General features: G+C 30.8%; 18 protein-coding genes and 1 riboswitch. Of the genes, 16 read left to right on the top strand and 2 right to left on the bottom strand.

Annotation, left to right across the window (positions count from 1 at the left end; translation table 11 throughout):
• Nucleotides 1–767 (bottom strand): DNRLRE domain-containing protein (locus OCU55_RS13040; RefSeq protein WP_261852745.1); only part of this gene is annotated, 767 nt, incomplete at its 3' end.
• Between the two features lie 426 nt (nt 768–1,193).
• Here OCU55_RS13040 and OCU55_RS13035 point away from each other — a divergent pair.
• The 9 genes from OCU55_RS13035 (at nt 1,194) to OCU55_RS12995 (ending at nt 11,251) form a co-directional block, all read left to right on the top strand.
• Nucleotides 1,194–1,769 (top strand): SOS response-associated peptidase, encoded by a 576-nt coding sequence (locus tag OCU55_RS13035; protein ID WP_261852744.1) that lies wholly within the window; start codon nt 1,194–1,196, stop codon nt 1,767–1,769.
• 199 nt (nt 1,770–1,968) lie between these two features.
• A riboswitch (purine riboswitch) is annotated at nt 1,969–2,071 on the top strand.
• 154 nt (nt 2,072–2,225) lie between these two features.
• A complete protein-coding gene (locus OCU55_RS13030) occupies nt 2,226–2,798 on the top strand; it encodes a xanthine phosphoribosyltransferase (RefSeq protein WP_261852743.1) in 573 nt (190 codons plus the stop codon).
• 43 nt (nt 2,799–2,841) lie between these two features.
• Complete coding sequence (locus OCU55_RS13025; RefSeq protein ID WP_261852742.1) at nt 2,842–3,948, top strand: BMP family ABC transporter substrate-binding protein; 1,107 nt, start codon at nt 2,842–2,844, stop codon at nt 3,946–3,948.
• Nucleotides 3,949–4,022: 74 nt separating this feature from the next.
• Complete coding sequence (locus OCU55_RS13020) at nt 4,023–5,528, top strand: ABC transporter ATP-binding protein (protein ID WP_261852741.1); 1,506 nt, start codon at nt 4,023–4,025, stop codon at nt 5,526–5,528.
• Nucleotides 5,529–5,552: 24 nt separating this feature from the next.
• Nucleotides 5,553–6,605, top strand: a complete 1,053-nt coding sequence (locus tag OCU55_RS13015) for an ABC transporter permease (RefSeq protein ID WP_261852740.1) — start codon at nt 5,553–5,555, stop codon at nt 6,603–6,605.
• Nucleotides 6,605–7,531: an ABC transporter permease gene (locus tag OCU55_RS13010; protein ID WP_261852739.1), complete on the top strand. Its 927-nt coding sequence runs from the start codon at nt 6,605–6,607 to the stop codon at nt 7,529–7,531. Before OCU55_RS13015 ends, OCU55_RS13010 begins: the two co-directional genes overlap by 1 nt.
• A gap of 261 nt (nt 7,532–7,792) precedes the next feature.
• Nucleotides 7,793–9,103, top strand: a complete 1,311-nt coding sequence (gene uraA, locus OCU55_RS13005; RefSeq protein ID WP_261852738.1) for a uracil permease — start codon at nt 7,793–7,795, stop codon at nt 9,101–9,103.
• A gap of 533 nt (nt 9,104–9,636) precedes the next feature.
• Nucleotides 9,637–10,260 carry a DUF47 domain-containing protein gene (locus OCU55_RS13000; RefSeq protein ID WP_261852737.1) on the top strand — a complete coding sequence of 208 codons (624 nt, stop codon included), beginning with the start codon at nt 9,637–9,639 and terminating at the stop codon, nt 10,258–10,260.
• A complete protein-coding gene (locus OCU55_RS12995) occupies nt 10,253–11,251 on the top strand; it encodes an inorganic phosphate transporter (protein ID WP_261852736.1) in 999 nt (332 codons plus the stop codon). The genes OCU55_RS13000 and OCU55_RS12995 overlap by 8 nt, the downstream gene beginning before the upstream one ends.
• Before the next feature lie 247 nt (nt 11,252–11,498).
• Here OCU55_RS12995 and OCU55_RS12990 read toward each other — a convergent pair whose 3' ends face one another.
• Nucleotides 11,499–12,209, bottom strand: a complete 711-nt coding sequence (locus OCU55_RS12990) for a glycerophosphodiester phosphodiesterase (protein WP_261852735.1) — start codon at nt 12,207–12,209, stop codon at nt 11,499–11,501.
• Between the two features lie 180 nt (nt 12,210–12,389).
• Here OCU55_RS12990 and OCU55_RS12985 point away from each other — a divergent pair, with 180 nt between their 5' ends.
• The 7 genes from OCU55_RS12985 (at nt 12,390) to OCU55_RS12955 (ending at nt 18,250) form a co-directional block, all read left to right on the top strand.
• Nucleotides 12,390–13,382 carry a LacI family DNA-binding transcriptional regulator gene (locus OCU55_RS12985; protein ID WP_261852734.1) on the top strand — a complete coding sequence of 331 codons (993 nt, stop codon included), beginning with the start codon at nt 12,390–12,392 and terminating at the stop codon, nt 13,380–13,382.
• Nucleotides 13,383–13,471: 89 nt separating this feature from the next.
• Nucleotides 13,472–14,176 carry a restriction endonuclease gene (locus OCU55_RS12980; protein WP_261852733.1) on the top strand — a complete coding sequence of 235 codons (705 nt, stop codon included), beginning with the start codon at nt 13,472–13,474 and terminating at the stop codon, nt 14,174–14,176.
• Between the two features lie 187 nt (nt 14,177–14,363).
• Nucleotides 14,364–14,552, top strand: coding sequence for a hypothetical protein (locus tag OCU55_RS12975; protein ID WP_183276355.1), 189 nt, complete (start codon nt 14,364–14,366; stop codon nt 14,550–14,552).
• A 341-nt stretch (nt 14,553–14,893) separates the two neighbouring features.
• Nucleotides 14,894–15,553 (top strand): hypothetical protein, encoded by a 660-nt coding sequence (locus OCU55_RS12970; RefSeq protein ID WP_261852732.1) that lies wholly within the window; start codon nt 14,894–14,896, stop codon nt 15,551–15,553.
• 376 nt (nt 15,554–15,929) lie between these two features.
• Entirely contained in the window at nt 15,930–16,184 is a 255-nt protein-coding gene (locus tag OCU55_RS12965) for a hypothetical protein (RefSeq protein WP_261852731.1), read from the top strand.
• Nucleotides 16,185–16,616: 432 nt separating this feature from the next.
• A complete protein-coding gene (locus OCU55_RS12960; RefSeq protein WP_261852730.1) occupies nt 16,617–17,357 on the top strand; it encodes a gamma-glutamyl-gamma-aminobutyrate hydrolase family protein in 741 nt (246 codons plus the stop codon).
• A gap of 71 nt (nt 17,358–17,428) precedes the next feature.
• Nucleotides 17,429–18,250: a PhzF family phenazine biosynthesis protein gene (locus OCU55_RS12955; protein ID WP_261852729.1), complete on the top strand. Its 822-nt coding sequence runs from the start codon at nt 17,429–17,431 to the stop codon at nt 18,248–18,250.
• Nucleotides 18,251–18,292: the final 42 nt, after the last annotated feature.

The raw sequence follows: 18,292 nt of genomic DNA, 5'->3' as shown, positions 1-18,292 counted from the left end.
GTAGGACCAGTAGCGCCAGTAGGTCCGGTTACACCAGTAGGACCAGTAACACCAGTAGGTCCAGTTGCGCCAGTAGGGCCGGTGACTCCAGTAGCTCCGGTAACACCAGTAGCTCCGGTAACACCAGTAGGACCAGTAACGCCAGTAGGACCAGTAGCGCCAGTAGGTCCGGTTACACCAGTAGGACCAGTAACACCAGTAGGTCCAGTTGCGCCGGTAGGACCTACGATTGTTTGATAAAATATCTTTAATATAGGTGGATTTGAGCTTTCTTTTGAAGAAAATGCGACTAGAGAATTTGTAACATTTTCACAGCCACGTATTGTGATTCCGTAATTATCATAGAAGCCCAAAGCCCAACCTTTAACCAAATCTGTTATATCTATACCAATATAAGAATATCTGTCAGATACATTTATTTCTCTGGCATATCCTGTAGATTCAAAAGTGGGAGCATTATTCCAAATTACTGAATTTTCATTGAAATTTTGTGTGTTTCGATATATTGTAATTTCAGAATCTCTAAAAGTACAATCTTTTAAATTGATATCATCAACATATAAGTATAATGTTGCTCTTGATATCATTGTTCCGTATGGTATATCTGGGTTTAGGTTGAACTTTATTAAAGATCTAAATATATTAGAATGGCAATTATGTCTAGTATAATTACCAACTAATAAAAATGGTGCTGAAGAAAAGTTTTCGTTGGGATTTAAGCTTGAAACATAAACATCGTCGGTTGGCAATACATTAATATAAGCCATATTTTTAAAATCACCTCACTATAGTGATAGTATTAGATAACTACATTTTGTATATTATTATGAATGTACCACTTCGTATTAAAATTCATATTTTTAAATTCTCTCACCAGAAGCTTTGAGAGTTTTAAAAATAGATTTCGGTTCGAACTGGTACATCTTTAGTAATATAATTATTGAGTAAGTTAATGTAGTGGATACATAAAAATTATAAGACGATAACTGGACATTATAGCGTAATGTATAATTATCTAGTATACAATATGTAATAAGAAGGTAAAATGTGTCTAAAAATGCCATAAATAACTTATACTATGGGTATGTTTGTATAGGTATTAAGACGATGTCTACATAGGGGTATTTAGTGAGTTTCGTGGCAAAATATTAAATTCAACAATAATATAAAATAATATACTAAGGAGATAGAATATGTGTGGTAGGTTTTATCTAGAAGAATTTTCTCATAAGGACCTTAATTTGGATAATAAGATAAGTGTAGAGTACGGAGAAAGACTTCCGTCAAATAAAGCTTTAATTATGACTTATGGCGAAAGTGATACTATGAAATGGGGAATCCTATATGAGAATAAGCTTATTATAAATGCAAGATCAGAGAGTCTATTTAGTAAAAAGATGTTTTTAGAACTTATAAAGAGCAAAAGATGTGTTATTCCTGCTAATTGGTTTTATGATTGGAAGAATGGTGTTAAGTACAAGATAAGCCTTAAAGAAGATCAAATTTTTTATATGGCAGGAATATATGGTAAGTATATAAATAAAGAAAATAAAATAGAAAATGGGTTTGTTATAATAACAGCTAGTGCAAATAAAGAAATGAGTGAAATTCACCATAGAATCCCTGTAATGCTTAATGAAGAAGAAAAAGATATTTATCTTAATCCAGATAGTGATATAGATGCTATAAAAGAGTTGTTAAGGGCAGTTCAAGATGGTTCACTGGATATAGTGGAAGATAGCGGCAGTGAACAACTATCGCTATTTTAAGTTTAATGTTCGTGAATTTGCAAATTTGAGAGAAATACAAAAGTTAATGAAAAAAATATTTAACATGCCTGTAATTAAAGTACCGCCTAAAAATATAATAAAAATATGACATAAATAAAAAAAGATAAAATTTCTATTGATTTTTTCTTCGACATGTTATAACATACTTTTGTAAGGTAAATGCGAATAATTAATTAACAATTTAATATAACGTTCACATCGTATATGCTTAATAATATGGATTAAGCGTTTCTACCGGGAGGCCATAAACTACCTGACTACGAATGTGCAGTTGCTATTAAAATTATCTATATATAATTTTAATATTTTAGTGATTGTATATTCCTGGGCAGACAATAGCTCAGGAATTTTTTTATTATTTAGGAAAGTCAGATGCGTAAAAAATCACAAATGAAAGTCATATTAGCGATTTTTTACTTTGAAAGGATGTAGATTATGAAACTACTTAAGGAAAAGATTCTAACTGATGGAAGAGCAAGAGGTTCACATATTTTAAAAGTTGATAGTTTCTTAAATCATCAATTGGATATAAGATTATTAAATGAAATAGGTAAAGAATTTAGAAGCAGATTCCAGCAAGATAAAGTGGACAAGATACTGACAATAGAGGCGTCAGGAATTGGTATAGCGAGTATAGCATCCCAATATTTTGATTATGTTCCAGTAGTTTTTGCAAAAAAAGCTGAAAGTTTGAATATTGATAAAGAAGTTTATGAATCAAAAGTACACTCTTTTACAAAGAATAAAGATTATAACGTTATGGTTGGGAAGCAATTCTTAAAAGAAGGTGAAAATGTTTTAATAATAGATGACTTTCTTGCTAATGGATGCGCAGCCATAGGACTTATAGATATAGTTAAGCAAGCAGGTGCAAATGTAATTGGTGTTGGCATTGTTATTGAAAAGGGATTCCAGGATGGAAGAAAGAAAATTGAAGAATTAGGACACAGGGTTGAATCACTTGCAATAATAGAAAAAATGGAAGAGGGAAAAATTTATTTTAAATAAATTTACATAGTCTACTTATTATCAAACTTAGGGAGGAAATAAAATGAAAAGATTTTTAAAAATAATGTGTAGTGCAGTAGTTGCTTCATCTTTACTTCTAGTTGGATGTGCAAGTAAGAGCGAAAATAGCAGCAGTGATAAGGGTAGTGATAAGAAACCAGTAGTTGGTTTCCTATACGTTGGACCTGTTGGTGATGGTGGTTTTACTTATTCACATGATCAAGGAAGACTTTACTTAGAAAAAGAATTAGGTGTTAAAACTGTAGCTAAAGAATCAGTAAAAGAAGATAAGGCTGAAGTTGAAAAAGCTGTTGAAGACATGATTGAGCAAGGTGTTACAGTAATATTTGGAACAAGTTTTGGATTCCAAGAAGGTATGCTTTCAGAAGCAAAGAAACATCCGGAAATCAAGTTTATGCATTGTTCAGGTTATGAAACAGCTGATAACATGGGTCAGTACTTCGGAAAGATTCATGAAATTATGTACTTAAATGGTATAGTTGCTGGTCTTAAGACTAAAACAAATACATTAGGTTTCGTTGGAGCATTTCCTATCCCTGAGGTTATAAGAAACATAAATGCCTTCACACTTGGGGCACAATCAGTGAACAAAAACGTAAAAGTTAAAGTAAATTGGACTAATACTTGGTATGATCCTGCAAAGGAAAAAGATGCTGCAACAGCTTTAATAGATGCAGGTGCTGACGTAATAGCACAACATCAAGATACTGCAGGTCCACAACAAGCAGCAGAAGCAAAAGGTGTATACTCAGTTGGATATAATACAGATATGAGCAAGACAGCTCCAAAGGCTAACATGACATCAGCAGTTTGGAACTGGGGTCCTTACTATGTAAAAGTTGTTAAGTCAATAATGGATGGTTCATGGAAGTCAGGAAAGTATTGGGGAGAATACGCTGATGGAGTAGTTGATTTAGCTCCACTTACAGCTAATGCGCCAGAAAATGCTAAAGCAGCAGTAGAAAAAGCAGAAGCTAATATAAAAGCAGGTAAGGGTATATTTGTAGGACCAATCAATGATCAAAAAGGTGCTGTAAAAGTTGAATCAGGAAAAACTTTAACTGATGATGAAGTTTGGAACATGAACTGGTTTGTTCAAGGAGTAGAAGGAACTATTCCAAATCAATAGCAGACAGTATATAAAATTTTGAATTTGAGCTGAAGAATTCTATTCTTCAGTTCTCTTATATTGTGGAGGAAGATATGAATAAAAAGCCTTTAATTGCATTAAAAGGAATTAGTAAAACTTTCGGAAAAGTAGCTGCAAATAAGAATATTCATCTTGATATTTACGGTGGAGAGATTCATGCGCTTTTAGGAGAGAATGGAGCGGGGAAAAGTACTTTGATTAGTGTTATATCAGGAGTATATATGCCTGATGGAGGAACTATTGAGTGGAACGGAGAAAAGGTAAACTTCACTTCTCCTAAGGAAGCGATGAAATATGGAGTAGGTACTATATATCAGCACTTTAAACTTGTAGAAGCGATGACTGCAAGAGAAAATATATTACTAGGACAAAAGGGTAAGATTTTTAGAAATGATAATAAAGTAGACAAAGATATAAAGACTATAATTGAAACTTATGCTTTAGATGTAGATTTAGACAAGTATGTCATGGATATGTCTGTAGGTGAAAGGCAAAATCTTGAAATATTAAAGGTGCTATATAGAGGTGCAAAGCTTTTAATATTAGACGAGCCTACCACTGTGTTTACACCGAAAGAGACAGAAAAACTTTTTAAGATTATGAGAAAAATGAAAGAACAAGGATGTGCGCTTATATTTATTTCTCATAAGATGGATGAAGTAATGGAAATCTGTGATAAGATAACAATACTTAGAAAAGGTGAAACTGTTAAAACATTAGATAAAACTGGAACTAATCCAAAAGAATTAACTGAAGCTATGGTAGGTAGAGCGGTAGACTTATCTATAGAAAAGGTAGAATGTACTAGAGAAGAAAAGTTATTAAATGTAGATAATCTTGTGGTTTTGAACGAGGAAAAAGCTGAGGCAGTCAAATCAATTTCCTTTGAAATCAGAGCAGGAGAAGTGTTTGGTATAGCTGGAATTGCAGGATCTGGTCAAAAAGAGTTATGCGAGGCTATTGCAGGAATAGCTAGTGTTAAATCAGGAAGTATTGTGTTTGAGGGTGAAAATTTAGTTGGAAAGAACCCAAGAGAATTTGTTAAAAGAGGTATAAGTATGAGTTTTATACCAGAAGATAGACTTGGAATGGGTTTAGTAGGTTCTATGGATATGGTTGATAATATGCTGCTAAAAACCTATTACTCTGAAAAAGGTTTCTTGATAAATAGAAAACCAGTGGCAGAAAAGGCTAAAGCCTTAAAAGGAACCTTAGATATTAAAACACCAAGCATTCACTATCCAATAAAATATCTATCTGGAGGAAATATTCAAAAGATACTTTTAGGTAGAGAATTAAGTTCAAATCCAAAGCTTCTAATAATGGCTTATCCGGTAAGAGGGCTAGATATAAACACTTGCTTCATTATTTATAATCTAATAAATGAAGCTAAATCTAAAGGTACAGCAGTACTATTTATAGGCGAAGACTTAGATGTTTTAATGCAGCTTTGTGATAGAATCATGGTAATGTGTGATGGATCTTCTAGTGGAATAATAAGTTCAGAGGATGCTACAAGAGAAAAACTTGGACTTATGATGGTTGGAGCAGATGAATAGGAATAGGAGTAGGAGGGAATAGCTTTGGCAAGACTAATAAAACGAGAAGAGATAAGTAAAACTACGAGAATTAAGGTAATGGCAATTGCTATATTATTGGCTTTTGTAGTAGCAGGTATATTTTTAGCTGTACTTGGTTATGAACCTTTAAGCGTTTTTGGATCAATGGTAAAAGGTTCTTTTGGTTCCATTTATAGAGTTAGACAAACTATAATAAGAGCAATACCTTTAGTTATTGCGTCTATAGGGATTTCAGTTGCATTTAAAATGCTATTTTGGAACATCGGTGGAGAAGGTCAGATTTTCATGGGAGCTTTAGGAGCTGCACTAGTTGCTCTTAATATGCCAAACCTTTCAAAACCATTATTGCTTTTACTTATGCTAGTAGCTTCAATTATATTAGGAGGCCTATGGGCGCTTCTGTCAGGAATTTTAAAGGTTTATTTTAATACAAACGAAACAATAATAACACTTATGCTTAATTATATAGCATTAAAATTTATAACATATTTACAATATGGGCCACTTAGAGATAAAAAGGCTATGAACTTTCCTAAAATACCTAATTTTTCTGATAATGCTATACTGCCTAAATTATTCAACATACATATAGGTTGGATATTTGCAATAATAATCGTAATAATATTCTATTTTGTAATGAAACACTCAAAACTTGGATATGAGATATCAGTTATAGGGGAAAGTCATAACACTGCAAGATATGCAGGTATAGGCATAAATAAGACTATACTCAAAGCAATATTTATAAGTGGAGCACTTTGTGGCATTGTTGGGTTTATTCAAGCTTCTGCAGTTAGTGGTACACTTTCTACAGAAATCACTGGAGGCGTTGGAAACACAGCTATTATAATTGCATGGTTATCTAATCTTAATTCCATTGTTATTCTAGTTGTATCAGTTTTGTTTGCTGCTTTATTAGAAGGTGGTAATTATATTCAAACAGCATTTGGTATACCTAATGCTGCTGCGTCAGTAATACAGGCGTTGATATTGTTCTTTGTTCTTGGAAGTGACTTGTTTATGAGATATAAAATTTCTTTTAGGAGGAATGAATAATGAATATAGTATCATTTTTACATGCTACAATAGTAGCTGGAACTCCTCTTTTGTTAGCTACACTAGGTGAAATACTTACAGAAAAGGTTGGTAATTTAAACCTAGGGGTAGAAGGAATGATGCTTATGGGAGCTGTAATGGGATTTATAGTAGGTTATAGTACAGGAAATCCGTATATGGCACTTTTAGCTGCAATGATTTCTGGAGGATTAGGTGGTTTCATATATGGTTTTTTAACTGTAGGATTAAGAGCAAATCAAGTAGTTACTGGATTAACTTTAACTATATTTGGTACGGGATTGTCTAGTCTTTTAGGACAAAAGGTTGTTGGTCAGGTAGTTCCTAATACAATTAAGGATTTTTTTGCTCAAGTAAGTATTCCTTTTCTTAGTAAGATTCCATATGTAGGACCGATACTTTTTACACAAGATGTGTTTGTTTATATATCATATTTATTAGCAATAATTACTGGTATTTATCTTTACAATACTAGAGTAGGACTTAATTTAAGAGCTGTTGGAGAAAATGCTGCAGCAGCTGATGCGGTGAGTATAAATGTTAGTCTATATAAGTATATAAATATAACCATAGGTGGTGCTCTAGCTGGACTTGGAGGAGCATATCTTTCACTAGTTTATGTTCCTGCGTGGCAAGAAAATATAGTAGCAGGTAGAGGATGGATCGCTGTAGCTTTAGTTATCTTTGCGGCTTGGAATCCTTACAAAGCAATAATAGGTGCATATTTATTTGGTGGATTAGATATAATAGGTTTTAGACTAGGAAAAATAGTTATAAACCAATACTTTTTATCAATGCTGCCATACTTAGTTACTATTATAGTTTTAGTATTTGTATCAGCTAAAAAATCGAAGAAAAATTCTCCGCCTAAAGGACTTGGAAATAGTTATTTTAGAGAAGAAAGATAAAAGGAGTATATTTCTATTGATTTTTAATTCTTCGTATGTTATATTCTATTAGATAATAAAAAACCTTTAAACCAGTCCAGAGAGGCTGTAAGGAGTAGGATATAATTGCAGGTATTTTTATGTGGTTTTATAACTTCTTACAGTAGTAAGAAGTTTTTTTTATTCTTTATGAAATTATAATTACATTTAACTTTAATTTAGTCCAGAGAGGCTAAAAAGGAAGCGAAAGCTTCCCCAATATTTAATCAAGGGGGATTTTTTATGGCAAGTAATGCAATAAAGAGACAAGAGGTAGTAAATTCAAAATCAGGAAGTATAGATGTTAATGAAAAGCTTCCACTAAAGACAGCAATTCCATTAAGTTTCCAACATTTGTTCGCAATGTTTGGATCATCAGTTCTAGTACCAATTCTTTTCAATGTAGATCCAGCGATAGTGTTATTCTTTAATGGAATAGGAACATTGCTTTATGCATTTATAACTAAGAAAAAGATACCAGCATACTTAGGATCAAGTTTTGCCTTCATAGCGCCGGTTTTAGCTTTAATGGGAAAAGGATTAAGCTTTGCAGAGGTTCAAAGTGGATTTGTGTTAGTAGGAGTAGTTTTATCAGCAGTAGCTATCCTAATAGGTTATACAGGGGTAGGTTGGATCAAGAAGGTATTCCCACCTGCATCCATGGGAGCAATAGTTGCAATAATAGGACTTGAGTTAGTTCCTGTAGCTGCTGACATGGCAGGATTTGCAGTGGGCGGATCTAACACTAAAGTATTTAATCCAACATGGGCAATTGTTTCAATGATAACTTTATTAACAGTAATATTCTGTAACGTATTATGTAGAGGGTTTATGAAGATTATTCCTATACTTATAGGTATAATTGTAGGTTATGTAACAGCAATTGCAATGGGACTAGTTGATTTCGCAGCAATAGGTAGTGCAAGTCTAATAGCAATTCCTAAGTTTACAATAGTAAAGTTTAATATGACAGCAATCATAACAATAGTACCAGCAGCCTTCGTTGTAATGGCAGAACATATAGGACATTTAGCAGTAACAGGAAACATTGTTGGAAGAGACTTAACTGAAGATCCAGGACTACATAGATCAATGTTAGGTGATGGATTATCAACTATAATCTCAGGATTTTTCGGGTCAGTTCCAACAACTACATATGGAGAAAATATAGGTGTGCTTGCAATAACTAAAGTTTATAGCGTGTATGTAATAATGGGAGCAGGAGCATTATCAATAGTTCTTGGATTCTCAGGAAAGCTTGCAGCAATCATAAAGAGTGTACCTACTCCAGTAATCGGAGGAGTATCACTTCTACTATTCGGAACAATAGCTATAGCAGGGTTTAGAACTTTTGTAGAAGAAAAAGTAGATTTCTCAAAACAAAGAAACTTAATGTTAACTTCAGTAATATTCGTAGTAGGGTTAAGCGGAATGAAGATGACTTTAGGAACTATTGAAATAAAAGGAATGGTTTTAGCAACTCTTGTAGGAGTAGTACTTAACCTAGTATTCATAATACTAGATAAGCTAGGTTTAATGAACGAAGCAGAATAGAAGTCTATTAATTGATATAGACAATATAATGGTATCTAATCTAAAAAGTTATAAATTTATGTGTCTTATTAGAAACATAGATTTAGCTTTAAGATTGGGTACCTTTTTATTTAAGAAAAGAAAAGTTATAATGATTAAATAGAACGGTAATACTAATATTTATACTAATAATAGAATATAATAAATAGATAGCTTTGCGTTGAGAAGACGTTTACAATCATATTGCCATTTAAAAGTGCCAGTCTGACTATGTTTAGAGGTAATTAACAAATCATTGGTTAATAATTCTTTAAGTGAAGTATATGTTCCAGTTAATAAATATTATTCCTCAAATGTATAATTGTACAAGTATCATAAAGTTAAATTTTAGTTAAGTAAATGATGATAATGTTAAAAAAACATATATTAAGTTATTAAAGTTAAAAAGTGAAGAGAATAATTAAAATTATTAATAAAACTTAACACAATCTTAACAAACAACTTGTATCATTAATAGAGTTGAGCAAATAAAAGTTAGATCATAGGAGGAAGCTATGTTTAATTTATCACCTAAAAACGACAAATTTTTTGATTTATTTATTTCATTTTCCGAGATTATAAGTGATGCAGCACGCGCACTTGATGATTTTGTAAAATCTCCAAATGAGGGAAATGAAAAATACGAGCACTTAAGAGATATCGAACACAGAGGCGATGATGAGCTACACAAAATTCTTGAGGAAGTAAATAACAGCTTTATCACACCTATCGATAGAGAAGATATTTTCATCATTGGTAAAGCACTTGACGATGTAGTTGATTATATCGAAGATACTGCAGCAAGATTTTTAATGTACAATGTTAACGAAGTTAATGAAAGTGCATTACTTATTTCAGCAAATATTGTAAAAGCAAGCGATGAAATTAAGCTTTTAATGCGAGCTTTTAAGAATATGAAAAATACAGCTGAGATAAAAAATAAGATAGTAGAAGTTAATAAACTTGAAAATGATTGCGATAGAATATACAGAGAAAGTATGAAAGAACTATTTAGTGGTGGAACAAAGGAAATCAAAATAATCATTTGGAAGGATATTTATGAATCTTTAGAAGATGCAATAGATTCATGTGAAAAGCTTGCAAATGTTATTGAAGGAGTTGTAACAAAGCATGTCTAGTTCTATATTAGTAGTAACTATAGTTGTTGTTATTTTAGCATTAGGCTTTGATTTCATAAATGGTTTCCATGATACTGCTAATTCTATAGCTACATCCGTATCTACAAGAGTTTTGACTCCTAAGCAGGCTATAATGATGTCAGCTTTTCTAAACTTTGTAGGTGCATTTATAAGTACTAAAGTTGCAAAGACAGTTGGATCAGATATAGTTGATCCGAGTTTAATACCTCAAACAGTAGTACTTGCTGCATTAGTTGCAGCGATAATATGGAATCTTGTTACTTGGTACTTTGCTATACCTAGTAGTTCTTCACATGCACTTATTGGAGGTCTTATAGGATCAGCAATAGTATTTAAGGCTAGTTTTGCAGTTGTAAATTGGCATAATGTTTTATTTAAAGTAGTTTTATGGTTATTCTTATCTCCAGTTATCGGTTTTGTAATAGGATATATATTTATGACTCTTTTAAACTGGATTTTAAGAAAAGCAAAACCACATCAAGTAACGAAGTCATTTTCAAAGCTACAGATATTATCAGCAGCTTTGATGGCATTTAACCATGGTGGAAATGATGCACAAAAATCAATGGGCATCATTACTGCAGCATTACTAAGTGGTGGATTAATTACTACATTCCATGTTCCTTTTTGGGTTAAAGCTGGATGTGCTACTGCAATGGCAATAGGTACATCTGTAGGTGGATGGAAGATAATAAAGACAATGGGAGTTAATATGGCAAAGCTTGCACCTGTAAATGGGTTTGCAGCGGAGACAAGTGCTGCTGCTGTAATATTTAGTGCTACTATGCTTAATGCACCTGTAAGTACTACTCATATAATTTCAGGTTCTATTATGGGTGTTGGAGCATCAAAGAGATTTTCATCTGTTAGATGGAGTCTAGCTCAAAATATAATGTGGACATGGGTTATAACTATTCCGATATGTGCTGCCCTAGGGGGAATAGCAATATTTATAATTAAGCTTATATAATTTACGGAACTTTAATTACATAATATAAAATTTTTATTCCAAAGTAGTTATAGGTTTGTGAGGCTGTGATTAATCAGGCATTTCGCAATCTATAGTCACTTTGGATTTTTTAAATTTAAAAGAAAGTATAAAATTTTCATGCTATGTTTAAGGATATTGAGAAATTAAGTAGTTATGCGTAAGCTCATTAAAGCATCGGATGCATAGCCACTTAATTTCAATACGATACTTTTAGTAGCGCTTGTTTTTATGATTGTTGCATGATTTGATTAAGTAGATCTGGATAGTTAGTAATTATTCCATCTATTCCTAAGTTAAGGAGTTTTTTCATATATTCTGCATCGTTAACTGTATATGTGTTTATTTGAAAGTCCTTAATTTTAATATCATCTACTAACTTTTTATTTAAAACAGATAAAAACTGTGGATGCATAGCATCAGCGCCACAAAGTCTGCAATAATTACCAGGTTCATATATCCAACAATCATATAGAAGACCGGTCTTATATGACTTATCTAATGTCTTAATATTTACCATAGAATAATGGTTAAAAGAAGATAAGATTACTTTGTCTTTTGGATAACTATATTTGTCTAACAAATTCAAAGTGATACTTTCTAGGGATTCATATTCAATTATACTGTTCTTTAATTCTAAATTTATAAATAAGTTTTTTTCCTTTGAGAATGCGATGAAGTCTTCTAAGGCTGGGATTTTTTGTCCGTTGCCAAAGTCTAGCTTTAATAATTCTGAATAAGTATAGTCTTTCACAAGCCCAGTGCCATTAGAGGTTCTATCTAAGGTTTCATCGTGAATTAATACAGGAATACCGTCTTTGGTAAGTTGTACATCTGTTTCAATGCCATTACAATGGGTTTCTGAAGCTTTTTTAAATGCTAACATAGTATTTTCAGGGTATTCACCGCTAAAGCCTCTATGTGCAATATTAAGAGTCATAACATCACCTCATAAATATATTAAAATTAGTTTAATATATTATTTTTTTACTGTAAAGAATAATTATGTTAAAATATAAACTTTGATTTTTTACTAAAACATTGGTAAAATTTTATTAAATAATACAACATGTAATGCTTAGAAGATTATTAATAAAATTAGGAGATAATAGTAGAAGATATGGCAACAATAAAAGATATAGCAAGTAAAGCAGGTGTTTCTATAGCAACTGTATCAAGAGTATTAAATTTTGATGATACTTTGAATGTGTCTGATGTCACAAAAAAGAAAATTTTTGAGGTAGCAGAAGAACTGAATTATATGACTATGAAGCAAAGAAAAAATAAGAAAAGTTCCTATCAAATAGGATTAATTCATTGGTATACTGATAGAGAAGAATTACTTGATCCTTACTATATGTCAATTAGAATGGCAATAGAAAGAAAATTTAGTGAAGAAAGTATAAGCTTCACAAGAATTAATGAAGTGTCTGATAATATGTATAATGTTGACGGGATAATTGCAATAGGAAAGTTTGGAGAGAAAGATATAGATAAATTTAAAGATTTATCTAAAAATATTGTATTTGTAGACTGTTCTCCAAATGAAGAAATATATGATTCTGTAGTTATAGATTTTAGGAGAGCTGTTAATGAGGTTTTAAACTATCTAACAAATCTCGGTCATGAAAGAATAGCATATATTGGTGGACGTGAAGCAATTAATGATGGTAAAGAAGATATAGTAGATTATAGGGAAGTTACATATACACAGTACATGAAAGATATCAATTTATACAGGCCTGAATACACAAGAGTAGGGAATTTTACCCCTGGTAGTGGATATGAATTGATGAACAGTTTATTGAAGCAGGAAGTTATGCCAAGTGCAGTTTTTATAGCCAGTGATTCTATGGCTATAGGAGCATATAAGGCAATAAACGAAAGAGGATTATCAATTCCTAAAGATATAAGTATTGTAGGATTTAATGATATTTCTACAGCTCAATTTATTGTTCCACCTCTAACTACAATAAAGGCTCATACTGAGTTTATGGGAGAAATAGCATTTGACCTTTTAATGGAAAGATTAAAAAAGGATAGAGAAATATGTAAAAAGGTTATAGTTCCTACAAAACTAATTCTTAGAGATAGCTGCATGGCGCCAAATTAGTAGTAAAATTTAAAAGACCTTGTTTAAAATGCTGTAAAGATAGTCGATGAATTTACATAAATAACTACAAAAGATAAGGATGAAAAAATGTGAAATACAGGAATACTAAAGATGATAGATTAAGAAGGAGTTTTATTATAGCATATATTATACAGATTTCGCTTCTAAGGATTTTTGTTGATAAAAGCATTTTTTTTATAGATAGTATTTTAAGCACTATTATTTTGATATTTATATATTTTATAGTGAAGAAATATACTGTGAAAAGAATGATGAAGTACAAAATGGATAATATCGATAAATTAAGTGGTGAAGATTTCGAGGAGTTCTTAGCTTTAAAATTTAAGAAGTTGGGATATAAAGTTAAATTGACGCCAACAACTGCTGATTATGGTGCGGATTTAATAATAAAGAAAGATAAATCAAAGATAGTAGTTCAGGCTAAAAGATGGAAAAGCAAGGTTGGAGTAGAGGCAGTTCAGCAAGTAGTAGCTTCTATGAAATATTATAATGCTGATAGATCAATTGTGATAACTAACAGCTATTTTACTGAAAATGCAAAGATATTGGCTAAATACAACGAAGTAGAATTATATGATAGAAGGAAACTTTATAATCTTGTAGAAGTGAAAAATAAAAATGAAATATTTAATAAAACAATATGCCCTAAATGTGGAGCTAATTTAGTTCTTAGAGATGGGAGATATGGATATTTTTATGGTTGTGAAGGATACCCACAATGTAGTTTCACTACGAATGTAGAAGGGGCAAATAACTATCATAATGCGAAATAATAAAGATAATATATTGAGATAGATATGAAATTTTCGAGAAATCATTGTATTCTGAGAGTAGTTTGAAGTTGAAAAATTATATAACTATAGTTGGAATATAATTAGAAATAAATGAATCTAAATTGAGTATCTGTACCGAAAATAAACAATTATACAAGATAAATTTATTAAAAGTAAGGAGAAACAAATGCAAGTAGAAATTTTCTTAAATGGAGTAAAAGAACCTGTAGTCTATAAAGGTGATAGGATAGATGTCTTAGATTTTAAAATGAATAATATAGATTATAAGCAGATAAGATGTTTTGTAAATGGATTTAGCAAAAGTGAACTAATAGAGAAAAAACTGATAAAAAGAATATCTGAGAAATCTGAATAAAAAGATAGACTATCTCCAAAACTAATTATAATAGTTTGGAGGTGATTTTATGTCTAAAAAAAATCAACAATCATCATGGAATAGTAAAAGATTTAAGAGTCCTGAAAAGAATGAACAGGAACCAGTAAAAGAAATTCAAAATAAGCATAGAGATAAGTAATTACAATATAATAGATGGTCAAAGACTGCTTCTAAAATGAAGCAGTCTTTTACTTTTTAATCAGATGGCTAACCGCTTAATTTAACAGAGTCTTCATTTTAGATAATTTATACATAAAATTTTCAAGTTTAAGGCAGATTAATAAAGAAAATACATTAATCTTGCGAAGGGGTGTTTGTTTTTGAAAAAAAGATTCGTTGTATCTATATTATTAAGTATAGCTTTATCTATTCCTACAATAGCCTATGGCATAGATAATCAAACTACAAATAATAATGTAGATAATAAAAATCAAGTTGACCTAAATCACAGCTACCATCATAAAGTAAAAGCTTCTGGAAGAGAAAATAAATTTGAAGCTTTATTAAAAGTTGAAGGATTGAGTAGTGAAAATAAAAAATCACTAGAGGTTGCTTTGCAGAAAAAGATTGAACTAAAGCAACAATTTTTTAGCTTAGCAGGAGATAAAGTACAGGACCAAAAAGGATTTGATGAATTTAAAAATCAAGCAAAAGCCATAAAAGACAAGGTGATGAGTAAACAAATTACTGAAGAAGAAGGCAAGAAACAGCTTGATGAATTAAAAAGTAATAGAAAAGAATCATCAAAGATATGGAAAGATTTAAGTGATGATGGAAAAAAGAAAATGGAAGAATTAGAAAAGGAATCAAAGACATTAAGAGAAAATAATAAGAAATATTTTGAAGAATATAAAAAAGCTGCAGAAAGCAAAGACACTGCTAGTATAAATAATTCAGCTAAAAATGTAATTGATGCAATTAATAAACAAAATTCATTAATGCAAAGAAAAATAGATATTTTGAAGAAAGAAGCTAAGTAATTACAATTGGCCAAAGCATTATGGTAGCGAGAAAATGAATATTGAATGCTCAGGTGAAAAAATATATATGTTTTATTTGATGAAACGGTACAGCTTAATGTGCCGTTTTAAATATAAATAAGGAGATTTTATATATTAAGTAATAATGAAGCATAATTTTGTATAAATTAGTACAAGTTTAATTAAAAATACATTATAATTTAATAGTTGAGTTAGGAATCATATAGGGGTCCAACCTCAACTATTAAGTTATGCATGCCTAAAATTCATAGGTGCATGATTTTCCAACATGTATAACTTAGGTTTTTGTAATGGAACCCTATAGTTAATATTAAACTGTAATAAAAGATAAAATTATGAAAAGGCGAGAGAAATTATGAATGGGGATTTAATATTATTGCTTGGTATTGCTAATATACCTTTATATAAAATGATTTATGAGACTTTCTTTGAAGAGACTATGAGAAAAGATGATGCGAAGATTAAAAATAATTCTGTAATATATAGTATTGGTTTAGAACATAAAAATAAAGATGATGGAAGAACCTCTCTATTTTTATTACTTTGTATTTTAGCTATAGCGTTTGAATTTTTTATAATAGAGGGAACAATATCAATTTTTATATCTTAATATATATATTTGTATTTGGAACACTATATAAAGTTTTACTGGAGGGTTAATAACTTTTGGCTAAGTTATGAATCTTAAAAACACAGACCACTTCGATTTAGAAATATAAATTCTATTATGAAATGGACTGTGTTTTTTTATTCTTTAGGGATTTATAATTCAATTAGATTTGTGATAATAGCAATATGAGTTTGTTAAACATAGTATATATGGATTAATTTTAAAAGGTAACCATATTTATCAGTTGTTATAATAAATTGTTTATAAAAGTTGATAAACTTTTGATATAATAGTATTAAATTATAAAGATTTCAAATGTTTTCTAGTTAAATTATTAATAAACTTTTTGGTTATTAATTTGGTTAGAAAAAAATATATATTACACTTGTATTATACATATGAGAAATAATTTATGCGTTTTAGGAGGCTAATATGAAGAAAGAAAAACCACTAATAGGAATTATGGCAAACCTTTTATCCATAGATAATGGAGCTTTTTTAGGTAGTGAAAGAGTATATGTTACAGATGCATATGTTGATTCAATAATAAGGGCTGGAGGAGCTCCGGTTATAATTCCTCCAGTTTTGGATAAAGAGGTTTTAAATACTATAGTGAGTCAAATGGATGGTATATTGTTATCTGGGGGATATGATGTTGATCCACTTCTTTATGGTGAAGAACCAAAGCAAAAACTAGGATTTGTGAATAGAGTAGTAGATGAGGCTACTATAGAAGTGATAAAAACAGCATATAGCAAAGGTAAATCAATATTTGGAATATGCAAGGGAGCGCAGGTACTAAATGTGGCTTTCGGGGGAACTGTATATCAAGATATGTCCTATATTGAAGGAAGTTATATAAAACATGAGCAAAATGCTCCGAATTTTAGAGGAACTCATCCAGTAACTATTGAAAAAAATAGTAAATTATATAAAATAGTAGGAGGGGACATTTTGGTTAACAGTTATCATCATCAAGCTATAAATGATGTAGCTGATGGTTTTAATGTGGTAGCAGTGGCAGGTGATGGAGTTATTGAGGGCATTGAGAAATCTGATGCTGGCTTCGTTATCGCAGTTCAATGGCACCCAGAAATGATGAGTAAGTATAATAATACGATGCAGGAGCTTTTTAATAGTTTTGTTAATTCCTGCATTAATAAACATATATAATGAAAATATTAACAGCTCAGTATGAACCGCTCTATATATGATAAATAAAAAAATAATAAAGGACTGAAAAAATGAAGAGTATATCTGTATACACAGTAGATAGTTTTGCTAATGAAATATTTAAAGGAAACCCAGCTGGAGTTTGCATATTGAACGAAGAATTAGAGGAGAGTACTATGCAGCTCATAGCTAAGGAGCTAAAGTTTTCTGAAACAGCTTTTATTATGGCTTTTAAGGATAACATCTATAGTATTAGATGGTTCACTCCAGAATATGAGGTTGATATATGTGGTCATGCTACTTTAGCAGCTTCTCACGTTTTGTTAAATGAAATAAAAATTCCGTTTGATAATATACTTTACAGTGGTAACAAAGGAATAATTAAGGCTTGTAAAGAAAGTAATGGAGAAATAAGCTTAGACTTTCAAATTGATGAACCAGAAGCAAATATACCATTTAATTACGAAGAAATAATAAAATCCTTAGGAATTAATAGATATGTAAATGTTTTTTGTGGAAAACTTACAGGAAAATTAGTGTTTGAGTTACAAAGTGAGGAAGAAATAAGACTTGTTAAACCTAATTTTAATAAGATGAAGGATATACACATAGACGGACTAAAAGGTGTAGGAATAACAGCAAATTCAGATAATGACTATGATTTTGTTACCAGATATTTCAATCCTTGGGCAGGGGTAAACGAGGATTATGTAACTGGTTCAGTTCATACCTTATTAGCACAGTATTGGTCTTCAAAGAAAGATAAAAGTTTTCTTAAAGCCAAGCAGCTTTCTTCAAGAGAAGGGGAGATAAATTTGCATATACTTAGCAATGGTAGAGTAAAGTTATCAGGAAGAGCTGTGCTAGTTTTAAAGGGCCAAATGTTTATATAAATCACTTTACAATAAAAATATAAAGTGATTTATACATTTAAG

The sequence above is a fragment of the Clostridium folliculivorans genome (assembly GCF_024341905.1).
Taxonomy (GTDB): domain Bacteria; phylum Bacillota; class Clostridia; order Clostridiales; family Clostridiaceae; genus Clostridium_AR; species Clostridium_AR folliculivorans.
Note: the sequence above shows the minus strand (reverse complement) of the source record. Positions and strands in the feature narration are given on the sequence as shown.